The sequence below is a fragment of the Colwellia psychrerythraea genome (assembly GCF_000764225.1).
GTDB lineage: Bacteria > Pseudomonadota > Gammaproteobacteria > Enterobacterales > Alteromonadaceae > Colwellia > Colwellia psychrerythraea_D.
This window is the reverse complement of the sequence record NZ_JQED01000053.1, coordinates 20,989-47,597: the sequence shown is the minus strand read 5'-3', so window position 1 is coordinate 47,597 and position 26,609 is coordinate 20,989. Positions and strand designations below refer to the sequence as shown.

Sequence of the window (26,609 nt, the reverse complement as noted above, 5' to 3'; positions counted from 1 at the left end):
AGGGACTAAAAAGACATATAAACAGGTGATCATATGCAATTCAAACTAATTGTTGCCTTTGTTGACGACGCTGTCACAGACGACGTCATGAAAGGTGCAAGAATGGCAGGCGCCACTGGCGCGACCATAATAAATAATGCCCGAGGCGAAGGTGTAAAACGCCAGCGCACATTTTTTGGCATGCAACTTGAGACACAAAGAGATGTATTACTTTTTGTTGTTGAACAACATTTAGCAAGAAAAATCCTTGAACGAATTAGTAACATTGCTGGTTTTGACGAAGATCCAGGTAAAGGAATTGCTATTCAATTAAATGTCGAAGATGCAGTAGGCGTAGCGCATCAAGTAGAGCGCTTAAAAGGTAAAATAGAGGAAGAGCTATGAGCCATAAATTAGTACAAGTTAAAGAGGTAATGACCACCAACAATTATCAGTTTGCCGATGGTATGATGACTGTTGCTGAAGGTATTAAATTAGCCAAAGAGCATAACGTTAGTGCCTTAATCATCAATAAGCGTAATGAGCAAGATGAGTACGGTTTAGTCATGCTTGCTGATATTGCTAAAGAAGTTCTCGCAAAAGATCGTTCTCCAGATCGCGTGAACTTGTATGAAATAATGACAAAACCCTTGGTCATAGTATTGCCTGACATGGACGTAAGATATTGCGCACGATTATTTGAACGGTTAAGTATCCATCTTGCACCTGTTATTGACAATAAAAACATTATTGGCATGGTTGATTATACCAACATGGTATTTAGCCAAGCTGAATAATACCGCCGCAGTATGAATTATTCCTGACTATAATGCCGATTTACTTTGACTAAAGGAATGGGCTAAACAGTATATTTTGTCGCAATTTTAGCGCTGTTGTAGTCAGCACAGTCATGTAGTATTTTAGCAAATTGAAACGTAGCATTAGCAATCAAAAGTCAAAATTTGGTTGTCATCGCTGCGGTTCAATCCAATTCAAATGTTATTTATAGATAAAGCACATATATAAAATCGTCTCCACACAAAGCAATTCACCTTCGCCATAAATTCTAATGGTAGATGACTCTATAAAATGTCATCGTCTTATTAAGCTGGTTTTACTGTTTTTAATCACAAGCGTTCCGCTTTAATTACCTGCGCTATTCCAACAATTCTGTTGATGAGAGAAGAGATACCTATAGTGAAATAATGCCAAGAGTAAGCAAGTTATGAAATTTGATAACTTCCCATTGATCAAGGTCAATGTGACAGCAGAGAACTTATCTCATACTAATAATGTTCAGTATTGTTGTATCTAAAGGGGAGAAATACTTTGGAATTTTCTGATGAGGATCTATTTGAACAAGGACCGGTAATTTTATTTACCTGGCAACTTACGCCGGGTTGGCCCGTACTAAAAGTAACAAATAACGTTCAACAATTTGGTTATGATCCGGTTGAGTTTTTGTCAAAAGAATTGCTCTATAGTGACATTATCCACCCTGACGACTTGGAACGAATTATCAATGAAATGATGATTTTCTTAGAGAATGAAATCGTTTACTTTGAACAAGATTATCGCATCATAACCAAAAGTGGCAATATTAGATGGGTCTATGAAAAATCAATCTTAAAGGTTGATACTGCGGGATTAGCAACTATCGTAAAAGGTTACCTGCTTGATATAACCGAGCGTAAACTAGCAGAGCAAGAATTACGCGAGAACCCAGAAAAATACTTCCAATTATTTGATAAAAATAAGGCAATTGAGTTACTTATAGATCCGAATACGCAAAAAATCATTAAAGCAAATAGCGCAGCTGAAAAATTCTACGGTTATAACAAACAAGAATTTAATCACTTAGCTATTAGTGATATCAATGTGCTGCCCGTTGATATTATCGAAGCTGAAATTGAGCTAGCGCTAGACGAAAAACGTGATTATTTTAAGTTTAGGCACCAGCTTAAAAATGGAGAAGTTAGGGATGTTTGTGTCTACTCTGGTCCTTTACTTATGGCTGGGCGCAAAGTGCTTTATTCAGTCATCCATGATATTACCGACCAACGTCAGGCAGAAAGAGCACTGTTACAAAGCGAACAAAAATTCCGTTCATTTATTGAAACTACCTCTGAAGGATTTTTAATCCTTACGTCGAAATTACAAATTAACTTCGCTAATACAGCGATTTGCCAACTATCAGGTTATTCGCTTTCAGAATTAAAAGAGAAGTCCGTATTAGGCTTTCTTACCTCTGAGTCACGCATTCAATTGCATCAGCAGCTGAGCATGGCCAATTCACTCTCACACCTCGCCGCAGAGTTAACTTTAAAGCATAAAAGTGGTCATACTATTTTTATCAGATACAAAGCAACGGTAATGACAGATGGTAGCGGATTTTTTACCTATATCACTGATATAACCGAACGTAAGTTAAAAGAAGTAGAGCTAAAAACACTAACCAGTGCCGTTAAACATAGCGCCAGCTCCATAATCATCACGGACAAAAATGGCATTATTGAATACGTAAACCCACGATTTTGTGTGGTGACTGGTTATAGTGCGCAAGAAGTGATAGGTCAGACTCCAAGCTTAATCAGTACAAAAAACACACGAAAAGAACTTCATGCCGAATTGTGGCAAACCATTCTTGCAGGTGATGATTGGCACGGCGAAACCTATAATTGCACCAAAAGCGGTGAGTTTTATTGGTCAATGATGTCAATCTCCCCAATTATGAATGAAAATGGCGAAATAAGTCAGTTTGTTAGTGTCAGTCAGGATATCACTGAACATAAATCTAAACATTTAAAGATGGAAGAATTAGCCCTAAGAGACCCCTTAACCGGTTTGGCTAACCGACGCTTATTTGATGACCGCCTGAACCAAGCGATTCAAATTATCAACTACCAAAAGAGACATGGTATTGGGATCATCATGCTAGATCTAGACCATTTCAAAGATATTAATGATACCTATGGTCATGACGTCGGTGATTTAATCTTAAAAGAAGTCGCCCGTAAATTACTCATATCAACTCGTAAAGAAGATACCGTCTCTCGATTTGGTGGGGACGAATTTATTATACTATTGCAAGATGTTAGCAAAAATTCTGATGCCCAACGAGTGGCAGAAAATATTCTGCAAACCCTATCAGAACCAATTAACACAGGAGAACATACTTTTTCAATCACTAGCAGCATAGGAGTATGTCTGGCACCACAAAATGGCTGTATTTCAACTCAATTATTAAAAGCTGCGGATCTTGCTTTATATCAGGCAAAAATAGCAGGCCGTAATAATATACAATTCTATAACGTCGATATACCCTATACAAAACAGAGTAACAAAGATATCGACAAGGTTACTTGTTCCTAGCTACAAGATTACTTGTTCCTAGCTACAAGGTTATTTATTCACTTGATTCTCGCCAATATAAAGTTAACTTTATATTGGCTTAGTTTGCGACATGACTAAAAATACTGGTATTTTTTATTTTTAACATTGCCAAACTAGGATGTGCCCAATGCACACCATGCCTAAAACTAAACTCGTCACAAAATCTTGGAAATAAGTCTATGTAAGCATTTGTAAGCCAACCTAAAACATAAACAGCAACAACGTCACCTCTTCTCAGGCCATTTAAATATTTAAACAAGGTAAAATCAAACACCGCTTACTTTGCCTTACAAACATAAAGCTAGTGCTGATATAGACTGTTTTTTACTTATTTTGATCATTAAGGCTTTTCAATGAACTTAAACAATGTTTTTACCGTTATCTTGCTAGCAAGCGCTCTTTCAGCTTGTGGTAGTGACTCTAACACAACGCCAGCATCTTCGAGCACCCCCACAGAGACAGCTGCTACCACCACGACTTCAACATCAACGTCAGCGATAGCTTCAGTGAATGAATTAGGCATTTCAGCCATTCCTGATTCTTTAAAAGCCACATATACCACGGCGTTAAAATTTGATCGTTTAACCTCGATAGATACACCGAATGGTGGTGTCATTAACATTTTGGCTCAAGATGAAGTTACTGATAATCAAATAGTTCGAGCCCGAAATATATTACAACACTATTTAACAAACTACCCTGGTTCAGTATATGGCGCTGATAAAAGCGCTGTTGCCAATAAAATAGCCGCTAGCGGTGCAGTACTTTTATTATTAAATGGGGTAGATGATGGAACGAATGCTGCTGCACAGCTTGATGGGCAACCTTTATATTATGGTGAAATGCAAGTAGAAGGTGGCAATTGGTACATTAATCAAAATTACCAACATCGAGATGCTTCTTACGAAGAAATTTTACATTTTGTTCATGATTACGGTATTGGCGTAGATCAAAATGAAACTTTTAATGGCGTACTCCCTGCATACCAAACAGAAATCCGTGCTGCACAAGTCACTGCTCTATCAGGTAACCTGTGGGCATGGTCAGCAGATCAGGCTGATTGGATAGCGGAACTGACTGCTGAGAATAGCTTATCGCAAGAGTATTTAGCGTCGGTAATTGATACATATTATGGCCTCTGGGGCGCTTTTGATAGCCAATACGGTATGTGGGGCTTGTACATTGCAAAAACTCGTGCTGATTTAGCGACTAAAGATCCTGAAGGTGCCGCGATAATGAATAATAAATTTTTCCATCCCTACCTAACCTATAACGCGCGGATTGACAGTAGTTTTACAGGAGATTTCAGTTTGAAATATAACGCCAGCTTGAGATACACCAACCATGCTCAGTATTTAAAAGACATCACACTTACTGGTAAAAATGCAAGTAATGTTGTTATCAACCAATTTGACAATAACATTACTGGTAACTCAGCCATCAACACCGCTATATTTTCAGGTCCTTCATCTGAGTATCAAGTTACGGTGGAAAATGGTCAAGTTACGGTACAAGACTTACAAGATAACCGTGATGGGCTGAATGTGTTAATAGCGATTGAAAAATTGAAATTTAGTGATGTAATAATGGATTCACCTAGCGATTAGCCTCTAAAATAACGGCAAATACAAAAATAAAAAATGTTAGGCATAGCTATATCCAGCTTGATTGAAATAGCTTGCGCTATAGCTACGACGATTTTTCAAAGCATTTGTGCACTATTGTTTTTAAGCCCTAATCGAGGTATTTCTATCGCAGGGCAACGGTTCACAATCATGGTGATACCACTTTCTTGCGCGAAGAGCTCAGTCTTTAGATCAGTAACACCTAGCTGAGTCCATATCGTGGTGATATTAGCTTTTTTAGCTTCAACAACTATATCGTACAGATACTTAGATTGGCGGAATACATCAAGCATATCAATGGATGATGGTATATCGCTTATTGAAGCAAAGACCTGTTGTTCCAAAATTGTTGTTCCCGCGAGCAGTGGATTGATAGGAATAACTTGATAACCTTCATTGATTAAAAAGGCCATCACCTTAAAGCTATCTCGATCTGGTCTTGCACTGGCGCCAATTAAGGCAATCGTTTTGACCCTATTTAATGTGTCAATAATCTTACGATCTTCAAGAGCATAGCTATCATTATTCAGTTCAATACTCACATTAAAGTCCTTGCCATTGTGGTGCTCTTTTATCAAAAAAAGCACTAACCCCTTCTTCACATTCATCAGACAACATAGCATGCAACATAGCATGACTTGCTGAAATATAAGCACTTTCTAAAGTCTCTTCAATTTGCTGATAGAAGGCAAGTTTACCGGAATGAATGCCAACCGCTGATTTTTGCGCTATCTTGTTCGCTAACTTTTCAGTTTCGTCTTTTAAGTCTTCAATGGTAACGACTTTATTGACCAAGCCAAAACGCAATGCATCTTCTGCGCTGAACATATCCCCTGTTAAGGCTATTTCCATGGCATGTTTGCGATGCATATTACGGCCTATACCAACCAGAGGAGTAGTACAGAATGTGCCTATATTTACCCCTGGCGCACAAAATTTAGCCTGCTCTTGAGTAACCGCTAAATCACACATAGACACTAACTGACAGCCTGCAGCACTTGCGGTGCCTTGTACACAGGCAATAATTGCTTTTGGAGACTTAACTAATGACATCATTAATTGCCTGCAATCATCTAACACGCCTTTAACGCGCTTTGCATTATCAGGCTCACAATTCTCTTTTCTGCCTGACATTTCTTTCAAATCATGACCCGCGGAAAAAACACCACCTTCGCCTGTTATCACAATGACTCGAATGTCATCATTCTCACTCGCCTCACTTATATGGGCATATAAAGCGCGTAACATAGCTGAAGATAATGGGTTTCTTTCTTGTGGACGATTCATAGATAACCAAAGAACATGGTTATTAGTGTTTGCTAAAACATATGGCTGATTTTCATTAGTTAAAGTCATAACATTCCTATTTATGCAAATTATTCCGTTTGATTACTTAACACTGCAGCCTTAATACTACTTAAAAGGTATAACCAAGCCAAGAATATAAATTTTAACCTAACCCATAAAGTCTTCTAAAAACCAAGCGGCAAATTCATGTCGCCCTTCTACATTTGCTTTGCTATAGATAACAGAAGCTTGTTGCCTAACCGTTTTTTCTTTGGTATTTCTAACGCCACTTATTTCTTTAAAGCTGAGTCCTTTTAGTAATAACATGGCAACATCTTGCTCGCTAGGGGTTAAGGCCCATTGTTCAAATTGTGCATGAATAACATTACTATATTCATGGCGAGCATTTTTCATCTCCTCAGAGATGTCTCTTAACTTATTATCTGAAAATGCTAACTCTTGCTTTAACTGGATAGTATGCAAAGTTCTAACTCGAATCTCCCTAATTAAAAACAGAGCACCAAAACCTGAAACAATTACAATGAGGCTTTCTGAGACAACATGCCAAGTTGGAACGCCTAAAGATATATCAGTGATCACATCAAAAAGATTTAATAACATGATTATTATCAACACCAACAGTATAACTTTATCCTTCATAAAACCCCTTTAAAATCAGAATATTGAAAAATCAACGGACATATGTACCATACACCTAAACAAGTTTAATTTCATCAGGTTACGACCTTTGCCCAATGACCTAACAGGTAAGTTTAGTAATAATTTCACGACAATATTTAATTTCTGTTGAACTTATTATATGCCGTTATTACCGCGAAAAAAAACACTCAATGATTTCTCTATTAACTTTGCAATATTAACCTTGTTTTTTATTGCACTATGTAAAATACCAACAGTATTCGCTATTGAGATAAAAGAAAATATTGCTCTATCAGCACTGGGCGATTTTGAAATTAAGTTTTCAAAAATAGAAAAAGAAAGCTTAATAGTCGGTCAAAATTTAATTGGAGAAGTCACCTACAAGGTAGGTGAAAACTACTCTGTTTTACTTCCGTTTGATATTCAAAAAATTACCTATCGGATAAAAAATGGCAATTATGTCGAGCTCGGTGACACTATTGCTACTGTTGAAGGGTACGATGCCCATCATTTTATCGATGAATATCAATCAGCCAAAATAATATTGGAAGCATCAGAAAATCACTTTCAAATGAATAAAGTTTATTTTGAGAATAAAACCATACAAAGCAGCCAATGGCTTGAGATTACCAAAAGCTACTTAGAAGCGAAGTTAAATTTTGAACATTTCCAACATCAAATGTCTTTTTTACATATTGATGAAAACGAAAAATTTACGCTTATTAGCCCTCATAATGGCATAGTAAAAATACCTAGTTATCAGAGTTTAAAGTCAAAAGGGGATATTGCTTTTGATGTTATTAATACCGACTCGGTGAAAGTAAAGATCCGCACGCCGCTTTCCTACGCTGCCAAGCTATCCCATTTTGTAGTGTCATCAACTTGTCAGCTTGAAGTTAACAGTGTTGAAAGTATTGTCGATAAGTATCACCAAACAATATGGGCCTCACCGACGTCTGACCAATGTCAGTTAACACTTGGTCAATCAATAAAACTTAGCCCCATACTCAAGTTTGACGGTTATAAAGTCCCTAAATCTTCAATTTTTGAGCTTAATGATAAAGACTATATCGCCATAAAATTCGAAGATAAATTGTCTTTAATTCCTGTCTTCATTGTTGGAGCAACTCAAAAGGAATATTACGTTTCTGCGAGTGAAGATATCAGTAAAACGAAAGTACTTGTTCGCTCTGTAAGTATTCTTCAAGGAAAGTTACTAGCGTTGGGGCTTGAGTAGATGCTGAACTTCCTTATTAAATTTTCGCTTACGCAACGCTTATTTGTAAGTATTTTTGTTGTACTCACGCTATTTGCCGGTGTTAAGTCTTGGTTAAGTATACCTATTGATGCATTTCCTGAGATATCACCTACCCAAGTTAAAATTGTACTTAAATTACCAGGAATGAATGCCTTAGAGATTGAATCGCAAGTAACACGCGTGATTGAAACAGAGTTACTCGGCATACCATCACAAAAAATGCTTCGTTCTACAACTAAGTATGCAATCACGGACATCACAATAGACTTTGAAGAAGGAACTGATATTTATTGGGCAAGACAACAGGTAAATGAACGTTTAGTAAACATACTCCCTTCTCTACCTTCAACGATCAGTGGCGGTATGGCGCCAATGAGCACACCATTAAGTGAAGTGTTTATGTTTACTGTAGAAAACCCAGCCCTATCACTAACACAAAAAAGAGAATTATTAGATTGGCACATTCGTCCACTATTGCGAACAATTCCGGGGGTAGCAGATGTCAATAGTTTAGGTGGTTATGTTAAAGCCTATGAAATAACGCCTGATATACTGTTAATGCAACAATACAAGATTTCATTTAACGAAATAGAAACGGCTATAACAACGACCAACCAAAATGGAGGTATTGGCCGACTCGTTAAAGGCAATGATACTTTAATTCTAAGAACTGAAGGTAAATTTGAAAATCTTGATTCATTGAAAAATACAGTGATAAAAACAACTGAAAATAAAGTCATTAAATTACACCATATAGCAACGATATCAATAGGTAGTTTAACTCGCTACGGTGCAGTATCTAAAAATGGTCAAGAAGCGGTCCAAGGTTTAATTATTGCGTTAAAAAATAGTAACACCGCTAGGGTAGTTGATAGTGTAAAAAGCAAACTGAAAACTATTGAAGCATCTTTACCTACAGGTACAGAAATCAACGTTTTTTATGACAGATCTAATCTTATCAATACAGCAATCAATACCATCACCAAGGCATTGAGCCAAGCAGTTGTTTTGGTCATCATCTTACTAGCTATTTTTCTTGGTGATATCAGATCATCGTTAGTCGTTGCACTGTCTTTACCAATGTCAGCGTTACTGACCTTTATACTGATGAAAGAGTTTGATTTATCTGCTAATTTAATGAGCTTAGGAGGATTAGTAATCGCAATAGGCATGTTAGTCGACTCTTCTGTAGTCATAGTGGAAAATATTGTAAATAGACTCTCAACTAATCAACACTTACCTAGATTACATGTCATATATCGTGCTTGCAAAGAAGTCGCTACGCCAGTATTTTCAGGCACAATAATTATCATTATTGTTTTTTCCCCCTTACTTATACTCTCTGGCTTAGAGGGTAAGTTATTTACCCCAGTCGCCCTGACCATTGTATTTGCGATGTTAAGCGCATTACTTCTATCTTTAACTGTTATTCCCATATTAGCCTCATTCGTCTTAAAAAATGAACAAGTTAAACAACCTAAACTAGTCACTTTTTTGCAACACTATTATACAAAAACACTTAGTAAAACCATTAACAAACCAGTAGCCATGGTCGTGTTATTGCTCAGTGTTTTTATCGTTAGCGTGATACTTTTTCAAGGGATCGGCAAGAGCTTTATGCCAGTACTTGATGAAGGTGACATCATAGTACAACTCGAAAAATCTCCTAGTATCTCTTTGGTATCATCGGTCGAGATTGATGAACAAATCGAGAAAGCACTTCTTAAAAATACGCCTGAAATAATTCAGATTGTGGCTCGAACAGGTTCAGATGAACTTGGCCTCGACCCAATGGGGTTAAACGAAACGGATGTATTTATGGAGTTAGCACCAAAGTCAACATGGCGCTTTGACACTAAAGTCGAGCTTATTGAGGATATTCGCAGCACACTTGCCAACTATCCAGGCATGAATATAGGTTTCACTCAGCCAATTCAAATGCGGGTATCAGAAATGCTAACGGGTGGAACTGGGGATATTTCTATTAAAATATTTGGTAATGACATTGCCACGCTGACCTCGCTTGCTGAAAAAATTTCCACCTTAGCTAACAAAATACAAGGCGCTTCAGATGTACAAATGGCATTAATTGAAGGAGGGAAATACGTGAATATTAAACTTATCCCTGAAATAGCAAGCCAATTTGGTTTATCCACTCAAACCTTAAGCAATTATCTGAAGTATCAATTAGAAGGCTTGAAAATTTCATCCTTATTAGATGGGAATCATGCTATTCCTATCCTCTTCAATGACGTAAAAGACATGATGTCTCCTGCGGATGAAATATCATCTATACATGCACTCAAACAAAAACTAATTTTAATGCCTAATAACGTTTTACTCCCGCTTGAAAAAGTTGCCAATATCAGAATAAAAAATGGTCCACTATTAATTGAAAGAGAAAAAGGCAACCGATTTTCCTCGGTAAGTGCCAATGTTGTAAACAGAGACGTTGTCAGTTTTGTCGATGAACTAAATTTAAGAATACAGAATGAATTAGCACTTCCTAGTGGCTATACTTTAACCTTTGGTGGAGAGTTTGAGAGTCAGCAGCGTGCGACCAAAAATCTATTGTTATTAATTCCTATTGCGCTTAGTTTGATTTTTATCATATTGTTTGCCAGCTTTAATTCTCTTTATAAATCATGCCTGATTATTGCCAATATTCCGTTTGCCTTAATGGGAGGAGTTATTGCGCTATATGTCAGCAATGAGTATTTATCCGTACCAGCTTGCGTTGGATTCATCGCATTGCTTGGTATCGCAGTTTTAAACGGTATTGTGATGATAAGTTATTTTGAGCAAACCAAACAACTATCGCAGAGTTTGCACATGCAAATTATTGACGGTGCAAAGCGCCGACTTAGACCCATTTTAATGACAGCTAGCACAGCTATGTTTGGTTTATTACCTTTAGTATTTGCAACGGGTCCTGGCGCGGAAATTCAAAAACCGTTAGCTATTGTTGTTATTGGCGGCTTAATAACATCCACCATCACGACTCTATATCTATTACCACTATTTTACAGCTGGTTGGAGAAGCAAAATGCCTGAACAAGTAATATTTACCTTAAATGTACCAACGGAACTAAAAGATGATGTCATTGATAACTTGATCACCTTTACAAGTATCACTGGGTTTAATTTAAAAAAGATAAATGGTTACAGCAAAGAACATAGTCAATTTGATATTGCAGAACAAGTTGCGGGATATAGAGCTATTTATCAAATAGAAGTACTCATCGCTTTAAAAGAGGTTCAACACCTTAAGGCAAGCCTCAATCCTATTTGCCAACCAGCCAAGTTAAAGTATTGGCTTACACCCGTTATAGAGAGTGCACACTTTTAGCACTGCAAATAAGAGAAGAGGTTACTATGAATAGCAAAAGAGAACCGGTTTTTGTATGGAGTGGTAAAATTAGACTCTTTCATTGGTTAAATGTTACCACCATCTTATTACTGATCGTTGTAGGTGTTGTCATTTTGAATGCTAAGATTTTTGGCGTGAGTACTGATGGAAAAGTGCTATTAAAAACAATACACGTAATCGTTGGTTATGTTTTTGCAGCAAATTTAATTTTCCGTTTAATTATTGCTTTTATCGGTAAAACATATGAAAGGTGGGGTAAAATACTACCTTTTTACAAAGGTTTCACCAGAGAACTCATTGAGTTCAGCCAAGACAAAAAAGTGAGATATAAAGGACATAACCCGGCGGGTAAACTTATGGTGTTAGCGCTTCTATCATTAATGAGTGTTCAAATGATTTCAGGGCTTGTAATAGCTGGTACTGATATTTATTACCCCCCATTTGGTCACTATTTCAGCCAAAGTATCGCTATAGATAAAGACAATTTAGACGTGATAAAGCCCTATTCAAAAGAAAATGTCGATGAACTATCTTATCAGGCAATGCGATCTTTTAGAAAACCCTTTATAACCGCACATGTGTATTCATTTTATTGTCTTTTATTACTGATCCCTTTGCATGTTATCGGAGTTATTGTTGCTGAAAGACGAGAGCGAAGCGCTATTGTATCTGCGATGGTCAATGGCTATAAGTATCTCCCAACAGATGAGACCAATGCTCACTAGACATGGTAGGTAAAGACTGGCAATGCTCACTAGCAAAATAAAAGCATTATAGTAGTAAACATATCAAAAAAAATATTCACTAATAAAGCAATATTAATAACTACTTATTAAAATTGAAGCGTTAGCGTTATCCTTTAAATTGCCACTTATCAAATTGCTCCGCAGGCATAGGCCTTGCGATATAATAACCTTGTGCTATATCGCAATCTTCGGATGATAATAAGTCCCATGTTGCTTTATCTTCAATACCTTCAGCAACCACTTCCATATTAAGCTTATGCGCTAACATAATGCAGGTTTCAACAATCGCGGCACTTTCCTTTTCTTGTTTCATATTCGTCACAAAGGATTGGTCAATTTTTAATTCAGTAAAGGGTATTTTATGTAACTGTGATAACGATGAGTATCCAGTTCCAAAATCATCAATGGATAGTTGAAAGCCCTTTAATCTAAAGCGTGTAAAAATATCTAATGATGTTACCTCACTATCCATTAATGCACTCTCTGTTAACTCCAAAACAATCATGGAAGGGTCAATTTCATATTCCTTTACCAACATCCTTAGTTGCTCAGGGAGCTTCAAGCTAGTAATATTTTGTGCTGAAATATTTATCGATAATCGAGTCGCTTTATTCCGTTTTTGCCAATAGACACTTTGCATTATTGCTAGATGAATAACCTCTTCAGAGAGCTGCTCAATCAAGCCCGTCTGCTCTGCAAGGGCGATAAATTTATCAGGAAAAATTAACCCAAACTCTGGGTGTAACCAACGCACTAGTACTTCAGCACCATGAACACATCCGGTTTTCATATTAATTTGAGGCTGGTAATATAAAATTAGTTGCTTATTTTCAATAGCATACTGTAAGTCTTGTTTTGTTGGAATGAAATCAAAGCTCCCTTGTTTTTCTTTATCGTTACTGCACTTAACAAGTTCTCTTTGTGCCTGCTTAGCCGACAGAGAGGTCAAAAAACAAGTTAAAATTTCTGTGTTAATAGGTTTGGTAAAAGTATTAATAACATTCAGTCCACAGCTTAGTGCTAATGTTTCAGCTGAGTGCAATACACCGCTATCGTAGCCACTGATTAAAATCAGACTTGCCGGACATTTATGCTCTGCTAAGTGACGGATAACTTCAATACCATCCATATCGGGCATCATTAAATCTAATATAATAAAGTCTTGCTCATTCAAGCTTAACGATAAAAAGTCACTCGGATTTTGAAATACTTCAACACTGCCAAAAATAGGCTTAACAAGTGTGTTAAGTAAATTGCACGTTAGGGTATCATCATCAACTATAAACACTCTATTCATCATGAATTTCGTCCTCGGTGTTTTCTTTTAAACCACTACCAACTTGTTTATTATGTTTCAAAATATACTTTTGCAAAGGTTTGTCCATTTCCATAATATGCTCAACTAACCAAGAACTCATATCGGTAATAAGCCACTTTAGAACTTCTTTATCTGAACAAACTAGAGACTTTTGGTTTAGTTGTTCAATGATCATACGGTGTACATCACAGTGATTTTTAGTGTAAGGATAATTAATATTGTTCATTAATAATTCTTCGCTAGCAAAATGTTCATGAATGTATTGCACTAGGTCAGTAATAATGGCTTGAGTCGATTGGTGGTTACCTTGCTCCTCTAACGACTCTTGACAGCGGTTAAGTAAAGTAAACATCAATTTATGATCTTCATCGAGCTCTCCGCCGCCATCAATGCTCATGTCATTCGTCCATACTATACTTTTCATTGCTGAGCTTTTTGATGTGCTTAGGTTATTCTTTTGATGACTATCTTTAATAGTCTTAATATCTTGTTTATCTAGACAAGCCCTGATCCTGCGAAGTAAGTAATTATTCTCATATGGTTTAGCAATGATATCTTCATCCAGCATAATATTACGGTCACTTAAGTTACCTTGAAAGCCACTTGCTAGTATTATTTTCAACTCTGGATACAGTTTTTGAGCTTTTTCAACTAAAAGGTAGCCGTTCATTTTTGGCATAATAATGTCTGAAAACATTAAGTCTATGGGGCTTTCTTCTAAAGCAGCTAATGCCTCGATACCATTTGAAGCTGTTAAAACTCGATAACCTTTTGTCGTTAAAATTGTTTGAGCTAAAGCACGAAGTTGCGGCTCATCATCAACAACAAGGATTGTTTCACTGCCAAAAACACGCCATTGTTCTTCAGTATTATTCACTTTATTTTCTACTTTATTTTCAACCTTAGGTATAGGTAGGTAAAGTGAGAACCTTGTTCCAGACCCTAACTCTGAATACACATTAATAGCGCCCATGGAGGATTTAATAAAACCATACACTTGGGCTAGTCCGAGTCCTGATCCTTGCTCTCCTTTTGTAGAAAAAAACGGTTCAAAAATTTTATCTTGTATCTCTTTACTCATGCCTTCGCCATTATCTTCAATCGATAATTGTACGTATTCCCCTTGCTCAATATTATAGTTAACTGCTTGTTCCTTTGATAATTCCACTTCACGAGTGGATAAGCTCAAAACACCGCCAAAGGGCATAGCATGCATCGCATTAATTGCCATATTTAACAGTGCATCCTCAAAAGAACTTCGATCAATATTAACTTGCTGAATAGTTACATCAAGGTTGAGCCTTAATTCAATCGATAACAAAGTTTTGCGAAGTACATCCTTATTGTTTTTAATAAGTCGATTAATGTCTGACTCTTGACTAGCATTTGGCGTTTGACGAGAGAAAGAAAGTAATTTACGGGTGAGTTGAGCTCCCCTATCACCCGCTTGATGAATTTGTTCAACAAAATTAAGCAAGCCAGGTTGATCTTTTAATTGAGCTTTTAAAATATCACTATAACCAATAATAACACCCAGCATATTATTATAATCATGAGCAATACCACCGGTGAGTTGCCCTAGTGCTTCCATCTTTTGCGTTCTATTTAATAATTTTTCATGCTGTTTTGTTTTTGATAAGTCATGACAAACCGAGACGAATCGTTTTCGTTCATCTTGATTTTTAGGGAGCTCGGCAATAGCTAAATGTAAGGGAAATTGTTTTTGATCTTTATGTTTACCAACAAGTTCTCGGCCTCTTCCTGTTAATTGAATCTCACTTGATAATAAAAAGCTATTCATGGAAACATCGTGATTTTCGGCCAACATGTCAGGCATCAGTAAACATACATTTTTGCCAATTAAATCATCAACGTGATAACCAAACATGAGCTCTGTCGCCCTATTACAACTTTGTATTAAACCTGAATCGTCAATAGTAATAACGGCATCAAATATAGCATCAAGTGTTTGAGATAATTCCATTTGCTGTTTAGATATTTTGGCAAGGTTGGCAATGTGTTCAGTCACATCGTGGCCAATCCCAATCACGCCACCAATTTCACCGTCCTCATTTCTTAAAGGAAACTTTGAAGTTTCAAGCACTTTGTTGCCATCAAGGGGTCGACGGCTTGGCGTAATAACACACCTGCCATTTAAGACTTTCTCATCTTGCTCTCTAAAGTTACCTATTTGCTCATCGGTATAATCAAACTCTCGATCCATTTTTCCGATTAATGACTGCGGTGACTGCTTTAAAGATTGGGCGAAAGCATTATTAGCTAAAATATATTGATGTTCTTTATTCTTTGCAAAAATCAAATCAGGTGTCGAGTTAATAACATTTTGTATGATTGTATTTGATTGCTTTAGTTTGAGTTCTACTTGTTTCTTTTCAGTAATATCAATAACAATACCTTGGTAAAAAACAACATTACCCTCTTCATCTCGTTCAATGTTTGTTCTGTCTTCAACCCAGCACATCTTTCCTGAATGAGAAACAATACGGTATTCATGGATAAATTGCTTTACACCTTTTTCAGTAAATCCCCTAACCTCTTGCATCACCCGTGCTGAATCTTGAGGGTGCACCAAGTCGGTATATTTAATTTTACCTGAGAGTAGCTCATTAGCCTGTATCCCCAATAAATCGACATTGCTTGAAACATGTTCTACTGAGCAGTCAGGTTTCCAGCGAAAAGCAATAACTCTGCTATTCTCAATAACGAGCTTTGATTTTTCTAAGTTATCTTGATACTGCTTTAATTGGGTAATATCACGCGCATTCACCATAATGCCATAGATTTTACCGTCGTTTTGGTAATATGGTGATAGTTCAATCTCCATAAATAACTGATGTTCGGCGGTAAGCTTCATCCATCTTTCGAGTTTAATAACTTCACCAGCTAAACAACGCTCGCAATGGTTTTTAATCTTTGATTCAAAATATTTTTTACCAAAAATATCACTGAGATGTTTGCCCACCACTTCTTCAATAGTTAAATTAAGCTTTTCTACATAGGCTTGATTTACCGCTAAATACTCAAACTTATCATTAAGTAACGCTTGCATGCCTGAAGATAAAGTCACCATCGATTTATATTGGTGAAGATATTTATTACTCTCATCCTGAAATGACATTAATTTTTGAGTAACCAACATGGCAATAAAACCACAAATAATCGCAAATAATATAAGAATGGTAGTCGATAAAAAAATAGAGTTATTTACCGAGCTAACTGCAAACATATAATGCTGAACGAGCCCGGTTATAAAGATACTAAAGACTGTAAAAGGGGTAATAAATCGAATCAAAGCGGTCGAGGGAGACAAGTGGGTAAATGTTTTCATAAAGTAGTTTTTTTTATCATTAACTATGAGTACTCCAGACACACATAAAAAACCTAAGCTAGTAGATAAAGCCATGGGTATTACATCTTGTGTATTATAAAAAATAGGTGAGCGATAAAGATAAGTAACAATAAATAATAAGGACGTAAAAGAGAGAAGTGTTGTAAAAACATTTTTGATTAGACCAAAAAATGACCACATTCACTTTTTTTATGATGATTTAATAGTATGAATAAAACGCAACTTATGAGGAAAAAGCAAAAGCCAGTTACCGGAGACATTCTCGCAAGAGGAATACCTTGCAAATCGCCATAAGTCGGAACAAGAGAACTCTCAAAGTTAAGCTCAACACCGGTAAAATATTCAACAATTTCAAACAGACCAAACAAAGAGATTAGGAGTAACATTAAGCCGATAGCTTTTTTATAACGATAGAATTTGCGAGCACAGTTCACCCAAACAAACAAAACTAAAAAGGTTATTAAAAATAGCGCAGAAGTTGACGGGGCCATCGGAATAAAGCCTTCATCAATACTTAAAAAAAATTCAAACAAGGGTAAGTATGAAATTCCACCAAGCACAGCAAGGCCAAATATACTTGCAAACATAATTATGTTTAATTTTTGTTTCACTTGTAATCCTTTACTGTTGCTCAAAACATCAAACTTGTACTGATTTATCTGGTATATATCCTATAACTTCGAAGCTATTACACGTTAATGCTGACTAATTTAACGCCAATTGTTTTAGTAAAGCCGCAACATCTATTGGTTTATTCAAACACGCTTCTGCGCCGATCCCTTTTAGCTTATCAATATCGCTTTGGCTAGTACTTCCAGAAATTGTAATCACTCTAATGTGATTCTGAATAGGGTTTTCTTTGACAACTTGGCATACTTGAAAGCCATCGAGACCTGGCATTTTAAGGTCCAATAATAGAATATCAGGGGTGAAATCATGCAATTTGTTTGCTGCATCAAAACCATCTAAACTAATTTCAACTTCAATATTATTAATCTCGATTTTGAGTAACGCTTTTAAAAATTCAGCAAAATGAATATCATCATCTACGATCAATACCTTAGGGTTTTCACTCGCGGTAATATTAAGTTGTATATTCTTTTTAGTCGCAAATTCTTTTATATCATCAAGTTTAAATCGACGATGCCCCCCTGCAGTGACTCTTGCTTTTAAGTTTCCTTGCTCTGCCCACAAACGAACTGCAGCAGTAGAAACCATAAGTAATTCAGCAACCTCTTTGGGTGTTAAGTAGCTTTTTACAGAGTTTTTCAATGGCATGTAGATGACTTAAATGATAGTTGGTGCGTAATAATTATTCGCTAACATATAAGAAGCCATTAATCATTTATATCATTTTTTATTGCTTATTTGATTAAACGTGATCCATATCAAACGCACCAATTATTTTTTGCGTTTTTTGCGATTTTTATTGTTTTTATGATTCTAACACGTAAACTTTACCTTCATATATAACATGAAATAATCACAGCAGGCTCAAATGAGACTTATCGACATTTCCTTCAATAAGAAAATTTTTATTTTATTATTTTTTCCTCTATTAGGTTTTTTAGGAATTGGAGTAAACGCTATAGTCAGTTCCCTTTCAATCAATAATGAAATGGAACAATTAAACCGATATACCAAACTTTCTTCTGTCTATAGCGAACTTGTGCATGAGCTGCAAAAAGAAAGAGGAATGACAGCAGGCTTCTTAGGCTCTAAAGGCGTAAAGTTCGCTTATAAGTTACCAAACCAAAGAGAGAAAACCTCTAATATTGAGAAGAAACGTTTAGATTACTGGCAAAAAAATCAATTTGATAACGAAAAAATTCAACGATTACATGACAATATAAATCAACGCATAAAAATGCTTGTTCAAATTAGACGTAATGTTGATAACTTATCAATCCCCCTGTCAGAAGCGATAGCTTTTTATACCCAAACCAATGAATTATTATTGAGTGTATCAAGTATTATTTCAACGATTTCCACTAATGCCGCAGTAACAAAAGAAACCGTTGCTTATTATAATTTTCTTCAAGGTAAAGAAAGAGCGGGTATCGAGAGAGCAGTATTAACTGGCACTTTTGCTTTGGGAAGGTTTGATCAAGGTGTCTATCAAAAATTTATTCGTTTTCTTTCTGAACAAAATACCTATTTCTATAGTTTTAATGCTTTCGCGAGTGATGAAAATAAACGCTTCTATAGTCAAAAACAAAGCGAGCCATCAATCAAAGAAGTGGAACAACTCAGAAAAATAGCGATTGAAAATGCAAATTCACAAAATATTAATGTAGATGCGACTCATTGGTTTGAACAGGCCACTAAAAGAATTGGTGTATTAAAAAATATTGAAGATGAATTAACAAGTTCATTATTATTGCTCACCAAGGACACCCAAGATAATGCATTTAATTCTTTACTCTATTACTTAATTTCTTCATTAGTTATCTTATTCTTAGTGGCTATTTTTAGCTTTTATATTTTGAAAGAGCTACATAGCCAAGTGGTAGATCTAACTTGTGTAATGTCAAAAGTCAGTGATGAAAATGATTTAACCATTAGAGCCAAGTTTACCGGTAAGAGTGAATTAGGCCGAATTTCTACTGCATTAAATGCCACCCTTGAGAAATTTTCAGGCGCGATGAATGAGATTTCAACGTCCAGTACAATGCTTGCCGCCGCTGCAGAAGAGACTTCACAAACATGTGAACATAATTCACAGTCATTAGTTGAGCAACAAGATGAAATCACCCTTATTGCTGCTGCAATAGAAGAATTGTCAGCAACCGTGAAAGAAGTAGCAAGCAATACTCAGTTAGCTGCTGACTCAGCCAAAGAAGCAGACGATCAAGCACAAGGTGGCGCCAGCGTTGTGCAAGATTCTTATCACTCTATTGAACGCCTCGCTGAGGAAATAAATAATCTTGCACTAAGAATAACGAGTCTTCACGAAAGTAGTACAAACATTACCAGTGTGGTTGATGTAATTAAGTCCGTCGCCGAACAAACTAACTTACTCGCCTTAAATGCCGCAATTGAAGCCGCTAGAGCGGGTGAACAAGGTCGTGGTTTTGCAGTAGTGGCAGATGAAGTGAGAACCTTAGCGCAAAGAACTCAACAATCGACCAGTGAAATCGAAAGCTTCATTTCAGCACTGCAATCAGATGCTAACACGGCATATAGTGTGATAGAAAAAAGTCAGAAAATGGCAGAAAATGCCGTGGAAAATTCAAAAAATGTTGAACAAACCTTGGCAGGCATCACCCAGTCTGTCAGTAACATTTTTGCGATGACCGAACAGGTTGCTGTTGCAGTAGAAGAGCAAGCTATGGTTACTCAAGATGTTGCTAAAAATGTCATCAATATTGAGCATAAATCAATGGAGTCAGCAACAGGCTCAACGCAAATTACCACAACGGCAAAAGAACAAGCGATGTTAGCAGTAACCTTACAAGATATATCAACAATTTTTAAAATATCTTAATAAGTTGCAGCTTGTAGTTAAATTTTTGGGTAAATTAATTGATATTGCACTTTTTGTTTAAGGCTTGAAACACTCAAGCCTTAATCTCTCATTTAATTACTTGTCGATTAACACCTAGGCTAATCTCATTAGCCAATCTTGCTATAGACAGAATTCCTTTGCGCTATGCTTGGTTATCTTTAAAAGATATCATTGAAGTCTTCTAAGGTATAAATATAATATTTAAGCTATTGTTAGTCATGTGTTTTTCTGGAATATTTACTTATTTAACGCTACGCTTACTCTATTATTACTCGTTAGTATTATTAGCTTTGAATCAAGCACTGTGAGCCCTCAATATCTACATATTGACTTTAATTAATAATTTCCTAACTGCTTATTGTAGTTTGACGTAGTTTAAGTATTTGTTGCGATTTGAGTGCGAAACCAACCATAGTAAGTTTAGACTCTGAAATTTTTATTTAGCCAATTGATTTATTATTTATAGGAAACATCAATGTCATATGAACAACTGGTCGACTTTTTAAACATTTCTGTCGCTTCAATTGCAGATCAACCAATTACTATTGGCGACATTTTATTGGTGCCAACTTTTTTAATTATTGGTTTCTTATTGACGAAATGGTTGGTCAAAGTAATTACTAACCGCTTAACCAATAAAAACACAGATCCGAATATTATTCATTTACTGCAACGCGTATTCTATGTTGTTGCAATAACGATCATAGTCATCACCACGCTGGACGTTATCAATGTCCCCATTACTGCATTTGCGTTCTTATCAGGGGCCATTGCCATTGGTTTTGGTTTCGGCGCCCAAAACATTATTAATAACTTCATTAGTGGTTGGATACTTATGTGGGAACGTCCTATTCGCATAGGTGATTTCCTTGAAGTTGAAGATGCAAAGGGTATTGTTGAGCAAATTAACACGCGATCAACACGTATAAAGCGTGTGGATGGCGTACATTTATTAATACCCAATAGCAAATTACTTGAAAATACAGTGATTAATTGGACACTCGTTAATAGTTTAATGAGAGCAACAGTAAGAGTTGGCGTGGCTTATGGCACATCAGCTAAAAAAGTATCAGCGCTTATTTTACAAGCAACAACAGAGCAATCAAAGATTTTAACCGATCCAAAACCCCTAGTTACCTTTGAAGATTTTGGCGATAACGCGTTAATATTTGAAGTAAATTTTTGGATGAAGTCCAGTGTTGAGGGAGGCTTAAGAGTGATGAGAAGTAACATTCGTTTCAGATTAGATGAATTATTCGAACAACATAATATTGTTGTTGCCTTCCCACAAAGAGATGTACACCTTGACGGATCGATTACGATAAAAAATAAAGATTAATCTTAATTTTTGAAGTTTCACATATAATTTACTGAAAAATCAATTAGGTGCCTTGCCTTAATTGGTTTACTAAAATAGTATCCTTGTACCAAGTCACAGCCCAACTCTTCTAATAACTTGAGTTGCTCTTTCGTTTCAACACCTTCGGCAACGACAGTCAAACCTAGACTATGAGCCATTGCTATGATGGTATTTACTAATTCACTATCTGCTTTATTTAGCGGTATACCACTGATAAAACTCTGATCTATTTTTAATACATCAAAAGCATATTGCCTTAAATAACTTAAGGATGAATACCCTGTACCAAAGTCATCCATTGATAATTTTATTCCTAGTGCGCTAATTTCAATTAAAGCGTCATGAATATGAGATTGACCACTCATTAACACCCCTTCTGTTATCTCTAGCTCCAAATTATCAGCACTAACATTGGTCTCTTTAAGTGAACTCTTGATAAAACTCAGTAACTCTGAATCTCTAAATTGACAAGGGGATAAATTTACTGCCATTGTCACCTTTCTATGGTGAGTATTTTGCCATTCATTTAAAAACATGAGTGCCTGTTTAATGACGAATCGACCGATAGGAATAATCAGCCCTGTGTGCTCTGCAATTGGAATAAACTCATCCGGCGTTACATTACCTAACGCTGAATTATGCCATCGTAATAAAGCCTCCACCCCCATAATCTTCTGTTTTTTAACATCAAATTGAGGTTGGTAATATAATTCAAATTCATTACGTTCCAAAGCTCCATGCATCTGCTCTTCAAGTTCAAAACGCCGCAGCATCATAGTATTCATTTCTTTAGAGAAAAATGAATAGGTATTTCGTCCTAAATCTTTTGCTTGATACATAGCAGTATCGGCATTTCGCAACAAATCAGAAGCACAACGACCATTTTCAGGGGAGATAGCAACACCGATACTTAAGGTCAGCATTAATTCTCTCCCATCTATTAAAAAAGGTTCTTTAAAACTATTAAGCAAATTTTCAGTGATCACTATCGCATCCTGATGTTCTGTAATCCCTCGCAATAGCACAATAAATTCATCTCCGCCTAAGCGACCAACGGTATCCCCTTCTCTTAATACTTGCTTTAACCTATAAGCCGATTGAATGAGCACTTTATCGCCTATTTCATGTCCTAAAGAATCATTAATTTTCTTAAAGTCATCTAAATCAAGAAAAAGAACCGCCGTTTTATCATTTGTTCTTTCTGCTTCAGTAAGCAACTGAGATAAACGGTCTAGTGATAAGAAACGATTTGGCAATGAGGTTAACGTATCATAATAGGCCTGATGCCTTATTATTTCGGCAGATTTATATTGTTCACTTATATCACGAATAATGAGTACTATTTGATTATACTCAGGTAAATAACTCATTCTTGCTTCAAAATGCACCAACCCATGCGGCATCATGACCTCATATTCAAAGGTTTTCATCCCCTCTTGCTGTGATATTTTATCCACATGGGATTGAAACTTACTGATGACCTCTGGCGGTAATATGTCCGTCATACGTTGACCGATAAACTGGTGAGGTGAAACGTAAAGATTCTTCTCATCACCCGTGTGATAATCAACAATCGTACCATCTAACTCTATCAAGAAAAATAAATCGGGTATTGCATCAAATATTGTCTCGAGCATATGCTCTTTAAAAAGGACTTCGGATTGTGCATGTTTAACATCTGCTAAATTAACATCAATACAATACATTTGTTTTTTATTATATTGATTAGTAAACAATGCATGACTTGAAAAGACATTTACATCATTACCATTTTTATGACATAAGGTAATTTCAGAGGCAGGGATTTCAATTCCCTTGTTTAGCCAATCACTATGCGCACTAATGACTATTTCACGCATAGCTTGAGGAATAATCAAATCTTCCAGTTTTTGCCCTAACGCTTCTTTTGGGCTATAACCATAAAGCAATTCACTGCCTACATTCCAATAAATCACACGTCGTTGTTCATCATACCCCTGTACAGAAACAATATTAACGGCATCGAATAATTGATGGAGTGAATCATTGAGAACATATTGGTGGGTCTGTGCTTTTTCAACATTGCTTGATTTCATATTAAGCTAAATCCAAGAATTCCTTTACTTTTATAATAGACTTACCTAATCAATTTGGCACAAATATATTGACTATTTTTTAACCTTGTTTAAATTAGTCGTCTGCAAAGTCAATAAAACACTCTTCTAAGAAAAAATTACAACAAGCTTAATCCTGTTAAAATAACTTTTGTTCAGCCCTTATACAGTGTCAAGAAAAGTGCTTTTCAAAGCTCTCTAACATAGCTTTATTTTGATAATAGACGGATAGAAATGGGAGGAAAGTCGCCGCTTAATGACCTCACGACATTGCTCATATAAAGTGGTAAAAATGGATTAATTTAATTGAAGATTAAGTACTGGGCTAGCAGTGCGATGTAGAGTTACCAAAGCACTGTTTATTGAAAGGATTAGTAATTGGAGTATAAAAACATATGGCTAACGTTTTAAATATTGATTGAAGTCAATATCACTACATCCAAGAACGACTTTCACTCGATTAGATGCGCCTAACTTCTTAAGAATAGAAGAAACATGTGACTTAACGGTTGTTTCTGAAATATGTAGATTAAAGGCAATCTGTTTATTTGCTTCACCTTTAGTTAAATGCTGTAACACAATCAATTCACGTCGAGTTAGCAAAGAAATATTTTCGGGTAACGCTTGAAACTCATTACTCGTGACTGTTGCTTCATTTTGCGAGCGCATTATATCCGAGGGTAAATAGACATTGCCCTGAAAAATACTATCTAGTGCTTCACCAATCACATCTTTCGACGACGATTTGGCAATAAAACCAACAGCACCATAAGAAAGCGTTTGTAGAATTTTTTGTTTCTCTTGCTCTGCTGAAACAATCACAACTGGCGTTGTCGGGCATTGATTACGAAGATCTAACAAACCATTTAGGTTTGACATACCTGGCATATTCAAGTCTAACAAAATTAGATCAACTTCATCATTATCTTTGACGAAAGCAAGAGTCGATTCGACATCTTCAGTTTCATAAGTGGTTGAACCGGGGTATTTTATGCCGATTATATTTACAATGGCATCTCTAAACAGCGGATGATCGTCTGCGACTAAAATTTTATACATAAGGCTAACTACCATGCGATTAAGTAAACTATATAAACTTAACATGTTACAAATATTTAGTTAACCCTACGTTAGTTGTAGGTAACTCATCTTTTAGTGCAACACTTACCCAATATTAGATCAATAAACACCCAAGGGATAAAATGTCAGTTGATAAATCTAGCTTAATCATAGCGCTTGGGTATAAATTAATCTCCACCATCTTCCCCTTTAACTAACGAGGAAGAATGATGGACAACGTATTAGAAAGTTACCACTGCGCCAATTGAGAAAGTATTATTATCTTCTGCAATTAAGGAGTCAGTCGCATCAACTTCGGTATTGTTGTATTCAACTACCGCAGTAACACCAGGTACTATCGTTCTAAAGTAGGCGATACCCGTATTACTATGCACAGCATCTCCAACTATGCCAACCACTTCAACATTTCCAGCATCCGTTGTTTCTGATTCACCATAAGTTAAAACAACACGGTTATCACCCATTGTATATGCCGCTTGAACTAAGTAACCATCCGACTCAATAGTATCGACACCAACAATATGATCTAAACCTGCAACATGACCTAAACCTTTAGAGCTATAACCAGAAGCGGTTAATGATAACCCTGAAAACATTACGTTAACACCATAACCAATACCCGATTGGTTCTGTTCAACATCATTTATTTCACTCGTTTGCGCTACACCACTAACCCAAGCTTTCATTGAACTATTTTCATTAAAACTTGTGTTGTACATTAATTCTGCTTCAAAGCGCGGTAACTCTTCAGATGAGTCACCCGCAGTTTTATTAGGATCCATAATACCAACCGCTAATTTAAAGCCATTCATATCCGGCGTTCGGTATGTCATTTGTGCTTTTGGCATCGGGTAAGTATAACCGGTAGCGATATTACCAAAAGATACATTGCCACCATCAACTAAGCCAAAGAAATCAGATGTTTGACCAAAACCTAGTAATAGCTCATCACCTAAGATATTCGCGCGGTTATAAAGACCGAAATCTTTACCAAGCAAGACTTCACCCCAGCTACCACTTACTGTGGCATAGAATTGACGTACATCGATTAATGAACCAGTGCCCAAATCTGCTGGTGAGGCATCACGATTGTTATCGCTATCACTAAGAGAAACCCAAAAAGAAGAACGCATGCCAATTTTCACATCTGATAATTGCTTGGAAAAATTGAAACCAATATTACTTGGTAGGAAGCCAGTGCGAACACGAGATTGAGTACGGTCTTCTTCCATGCCAGCAGCATTGGTTGAATCAATTGAGCTATTAGAATAGAAGACATTAACTAAGCCGTCTGTGCTAAATGACATGCCATCTTTTTCGTAAATTTCAACTGCTGCATTTGCGTTAAATGTTGCCATAGTCAATGTTGCTGTAATTAAGCTTAATTTAAATAGTTTAGTCATTTTCATGCTTCCTGTTTTATCGTTATTATTTAGTACATTCATGATAAAACCATCCAACATAAATAGAATGAGTCAACTTACCCAAATAGCTTGTTATTTAGTCGCATACAAAAGGCTTACTACTTTAGTGTGAGCAAGGATGACAAATGAATGGTTACT

At 36.2% G+C, this 26,609-nt stretch carries 21 protein-coding genes; 10 read left to right on the top strand and 11 right to left on the bottom strand.

Annotated features, from left to right (window positions below):
• Positions 1–33 precede the first annotated feature (33 nt).
• The 3 genes from ND2E_RS03955 (at position 34) to ND2E_RS0121925 (ending at position 3,351) form a co-directional block, all read left to right on the top strand.
• Positions 34–384 carry a P-II family nitrogen regulator gene (locus tag ND2E_RS03955; protein ID WP_011042775.1) on the top strand — a complete coding sequence of 117 codons (351 nt, stop codon included), beginning with the start codon at positions 34–36 and terminating at the stop codon, positions 382–384.
• Positions 381–776, top strand: coding sequence for a CBS domain-containing protein (locus ND2E_RS03960; protein WP_033095279.1), 396 nt, complete (start codon positions 381–383; stop codon positions 774–776). The genes ND2E_RS03955 and ND2E_RS03960 overlap by 4 nt, the downstream gene beginning before the upstream one ends.
• Positions 777–1,308: 532 nt before the next feature.
• Positions 1,309–3,351, top strand: a complete 2,043-nt coding sequence (locus tag ND2E_RS0121925) for a sensor domain-containing protein (protein ID WP_223303680.1) — start codon at positions 1,309–1,311, stop codon at positions 3,349–3,351.
• A 79-nt stretch (positions 3,352–3,430) separates the two neighbouring features.
• Here the strand turns inward: ND2E_RS0121925 and ND2E_RS0121920 are convergent, their stop codons facing one another.
• Positions 3,431–3,646, bottom strand: coding sequence for a hypothetical protein (locus ND2E_RS0121920; RefSeq protein WP_033095278.1), 216 nt, complete (start codon positions 3,644–3,646; stop codon positions 3,431–3,433).
• 79 nt (positions 3,647–3,725) lie between these two features.
• Here ND2E_RS0121920 and ND2E_RS03965 point away from each other — a divergent pair, with 79 nt between their 5' ends.
• Complete coding sequence (locus ND2E_RS03965) at positions 3,726–4,979, top strand: hypothetical protein (protein WP_033095277.1); 1,254 nt, start codon at positions 3,726–3,728, stop codon at positions 4,977–4,979.
• 95 nt (positions 4,980–5,074) lie between these two features.
• On the opposite strand, the gene ND2E_RS03970 is transcribed toward ND2E_RS03965, so the two are convergent.
• From ND2E_RS03970 to ND2E_RS03980, 3 genes are all read right to left on the bottom strand, one after another.
• Positions 5,075–5,539 carry a CoA-binding protein gene (locus tag ND2E_RS03970; RefSeq protein ID WP_190277864.1) on the bottom strand — a complete coding sequence of 155 codons (465 nt, stop codon included), beginning with the start codon at positions 5,537–5,539 and terminating at the stop codon, positions 5,075–5,077.
• A 1-nt stretch (position 5,540) separates the two neighbouring features.
• Positions 5,541–6,353 carry an enoyl-CoA hydratase gene (locus ND2E_RS03975; RefSeq protein ID WP_033095276.1) on the bottom strand — a complete coding sequence of 271 codons (813 nt, stop codon included), beginning with the start codon at positions 6,351–6,353 and terminating at the stop codon, positions 5,541–5,543.
• A 99-nt stretch (positions 6,354–6,452) separates the two neighbouring features.
• A complete protein-coding gene (locus ND2E_RS03980; RefSeq protein WP_033095275.1) occupies positions 6,453–6,944 on the bottom strand; it encodes a helix-turn-helix transcriptional regulator in 492 nt (163 codons plus the stop codon).
• Between the two features lie 160 nt (positions 6,945–7,104).
• On the opposite strand from ND2E_RS03980, the gene ND2E_RS03985 reads away from it, so the two are divergent.
• From ND2E_RS03985 to ND2E_RS04000, 4 genes are read left to right on the top strand one after another with little or no spacing between them, the layout of a single operon-like run.
• On the top strand, positions 7,105–8,181 hold the full coding sequence (locus ND2E_RS03985; protein WP_033095274.1) for an RND family efflux transporter: 1,077 nt from the start codon (positions 7,105–7,107) through the stop codon (positions 8,179–8,181).
• The gene (locus ND2E_RS03990) at positions 8,182–11,256 is read left to right on the top strand and encodes an efflux RND transporter permease subunit (protein ID WP_033095273.1); all 3,075 of its coding nucleotides are present in this window, start codon (positions 8,182–8,184) and stop codon (positions 11,254–11,256) included.
• The gene (locus ND2E_RS03995) at positions 11,249–11,551 is read left to right on the top strand and encodes a DUF3240 family protein (RefSeq protein ID WP_033095272.1); all 303 of its coding nucleotides are present in this window, start codon (positions 11,249–11,251) and stop codon (positions 11,549–11,551) included. The genes ND2E_RS03990 and ND2E_RS03995 overlap by 8 nt, the downstream gene beginning before the upstream one ends.
• Positions 11,552–11,577: 26 nt before the next feature.
• The gene (locus tag ND2E_RS04000) at positions 11,578–12,297 is read left to right on the top strand and encodes a cytochrome b/b6 domain-containing protein (protein WP_033095271.1); all 720 of its coding nucleotides are present in this window, start codon (positions 11,578–11,580) and stop codon (positions 12,295–12,297) included.
• 127 nt (positions 12,298–12,424) lie between these two features.
• On the opposite strand, the gene ND2E_RS04005 is transcribed toward ND2E_RS04000, so the two are convergent.
• From ND2E_RS04005 to ND2E_RS04015, 4 genes are all read right to left on the bottom strand, one after another.
• Complete coding sequence (locus tag ND2E_RS04005; RefSeq protein WP_033095270.1) at positions 12,425–13,618, bottom strand: EAL domain-containing protein; 1,194 nt, start codon at positions 13,616–13,618, stop codon at positions 12,425–12,427.
• Positions 13,608–17,060, bottom strand: a complete 3,453-nt coding sequence (locus ND2E_RS22510) for a PAS domain S-box protein (protein WP_190277863.1) — start codon at positions 17,058–17,060, stop codon at positions 13,608–13,610. The genes ND2E_RS04005 and ND2E_RS22510 overlap by 11 nt, the downstream gene beginning before the upstream one ends.
• 104 nt (positions 17,061–17,164) lie before the next feature.
• Positions 17,165–17,617: a hypothetical protein gene (locus tag ND2E_RS04010; protein ID WP_033095269.1), complete on the bottom strand. Its 453-nt coding sequence runs from the start codon at positions 17,615–17,617 to the stop codon at positions 17,165–17,167.
• Between the two features lie 94 nt (positions 17,618–17,711).
• Positions 17,712–18,284, bottom strand: a complete 573-nt coding sequence (locus tag ND2E_RS04015; RefSeq protein WP_052056895.1) for a response regulator — start codon at positions 18,282–18,284, stop codon at positions 17,712–17,714.
• 220 nt (positions 18,285–18,504) lie between these two features.
• Between ND2E_RS04015 and ND2E_RS04020 the strand changes: the two genes are divergently transcribed.
• Both ND2E_RS04020 and ND2E_RS04025 read left to right on the top strand, forming a co-directional pair.
• Complete coding sequence (locus ND2E_RS04020) at positions 18,505–20,493, top strand: methyl-accepting chemotaxis protein (RefSeq protein ID WP_033095268.1); 1,989 nt, start codon at positions 18,505–18,507, stop codon at positions 20,491–20,493.
• Positions 20,494–20,989: 496 nt separating this feature from the next.
• The gene (locus tag ND2E_RS04025; RefSeq protein ID WP_033095267.1) at positions 20,990–21,853 is read left to right on the top strand and encodes a mechanosensitive ion channel family protein; all 864 of its coding nucleotides are present in this window, start codon (positions 20,990–20,992) and stop codon (positions 21,851–21,853) included.
• 17 nt (positions 21,854–21,870) lie between these two features.
• Here ND2E_RS04025 and ND2E_RS04030 read toward each other — a convergent pair whose 3' ends face one another.
• The 3 genes from ND2E_RS04030 to ND2E_RS04040 all read right to left on the bottom strand — a co-directional run bounded on the left by ND2E_RS04030 (position 21,871) and on the right by ND2E_RS04040 (position 26,450).
• Positions 21,871–23,949, bottom strand: a complete 2,079-nt coding sequence (locus ND2E_RS04030; protein ID WP_033095266.1) for an EAL domain-containing protein — start codon at positions 23,947–23,949, stop codon at positions 21,871–21,873.
• Positions 23,950–24,366: 417 nt separating this feature from the next.
• Positions 24,367–25,026, bottom strand: coding sequence for a response regulator transcription factor (locus ND2E_RS04035; protein WP_033095343.1), 660 nt, complete (start codon positions 25,024–25,026; stop codon positions 24,367–24,369).
• 242 nt (positions 25,027–25,268) lie between these two features.
• Entirely contained in the window at positions 25,269–26,450 is a 1,182-nt protein-coding gene (locus ND2E_RS04040) for a porin (protein WP_033095342.1), read from the bottom strand.
• Positions 26,451–26,609: the final 159 nt, after the last annotated feature.

Bases quoted from the DNA above. Each gene is read 5' to 3' on its own strand.
- ND2E_RS03955 (WP_011042775.1), top strand. From the start codon at position 34: ATGCAATTCAAACTAATTGTTGCCTTTGTTGACGACGCTGTCACAGAC.
- ND2E_RS03960 (WP_033095279.1), top strand. From the start codon at position 381: ATGAGCCATAAATTAGTACAAGTTAAAGAGGTAATGACCACCAACAAT.
- ND2E_RS03965 (WP_033095277.1), top strand. From the start codon at position 3,726: ATGAACTTAAACAATGTTTTTACCGTTATCTTGCTAGCAAGCGCTCTT.
- ND2E_RS03975 (WP_033095276.1), bottom strand. From the start codon at position 6,353: ATGACTTTAACTAATGAAAATCAGCCATATGTTTTAGCAAACACTAAT.
- ND2E_RS03980 (WP_033095275.1), bottom strand. From the start codon at position 6,944: ATGAAGGATAAAGTTATACTGTTGGTGTTGATAATAATCATGTTATTA.
- ND2E_RS03985 (WP_033095274.1), top strand. From the start codon at position 7,105: ATGCCGTTATTACCGCGAAAAAAAACACTCAATGATTTCTCTATTAAC.
- ND2E_RS03990 (WP_033095273.1), top strand. From the start codon at position 8,182: ATGCTGAACTTCCTTATTAAATTTTCGCTTACGCAACGCTTATTTGTA.
- ND2E_RS03995 (WP_033095272.1), top strand. From the start codon at position 11,249: ATGCCTGAACAAGTAATATTTACCTTAAATGTACCAACGGAACTAAAA.
- ND2E_RS04000 (WP_033095271.1), top strand. From the start codon at position 11,578: ATGAATAGCAAAAGAGAACCGGTTTTTGTATGGAGTGGTAAAATTAGA.
- ND2E_RS04005 (WP_033095270.1), bottom strand. From the start codon at position 13,618: ATGATGAATAGAGTGTTTATAGTTGATGATGATACCCTAACGTGCAAT.
- ND2E_RS22510 (WP_190277863.1), bottom strand. From the start codon at position 17,060: ATGGCTTTATCTACTAGCTTAGGTTTTTTATGTGTGTCTGGAGTACTC.
- ND2E_RS04015 (WP_052056895.1), bottom strand. From the start codon at position 18,284: ATGCCATTGAAAAACTCTGTAAAAAGCTACTTAACACCCAAAGAGGTT.
- ND2E_RS04020 (WP_033095268.1), top strand. From the start codon at position 18,505: ATGAGACTTATCGACATTTCCTTCAATAAGAAAATTTTTATTTTATTA.
- ND2E_RS04025 (WP_033095267.1), top strand. From the start codon at position 20,990: ATGTCATATGAACAACTGGTCGACTTTTTAAACATTTCTGTCGCTTCA.
- ND2E_RS04030 (WP_033095266.1), bottom strand. From the start codon at position 23,949: ATGAAATCAAGCAATGTTGAAAAAGCACAGACCCACCAATATGTTCTC.
- ND2E_RS04035 (WP_033095343.1), bottom strand. From the start codon at position 25,026: ATGTATAAAATTTTAGTCGCAGACGATCATCCGCTGTTTAGAGATGCC.
- ND2E_RS04040 (WP_033095342.1), bottom strand. From the start codon at position 26,450: ATGACTAAACTATTTAAATTAAGCTTAATTACAGCAACATTGACTATG.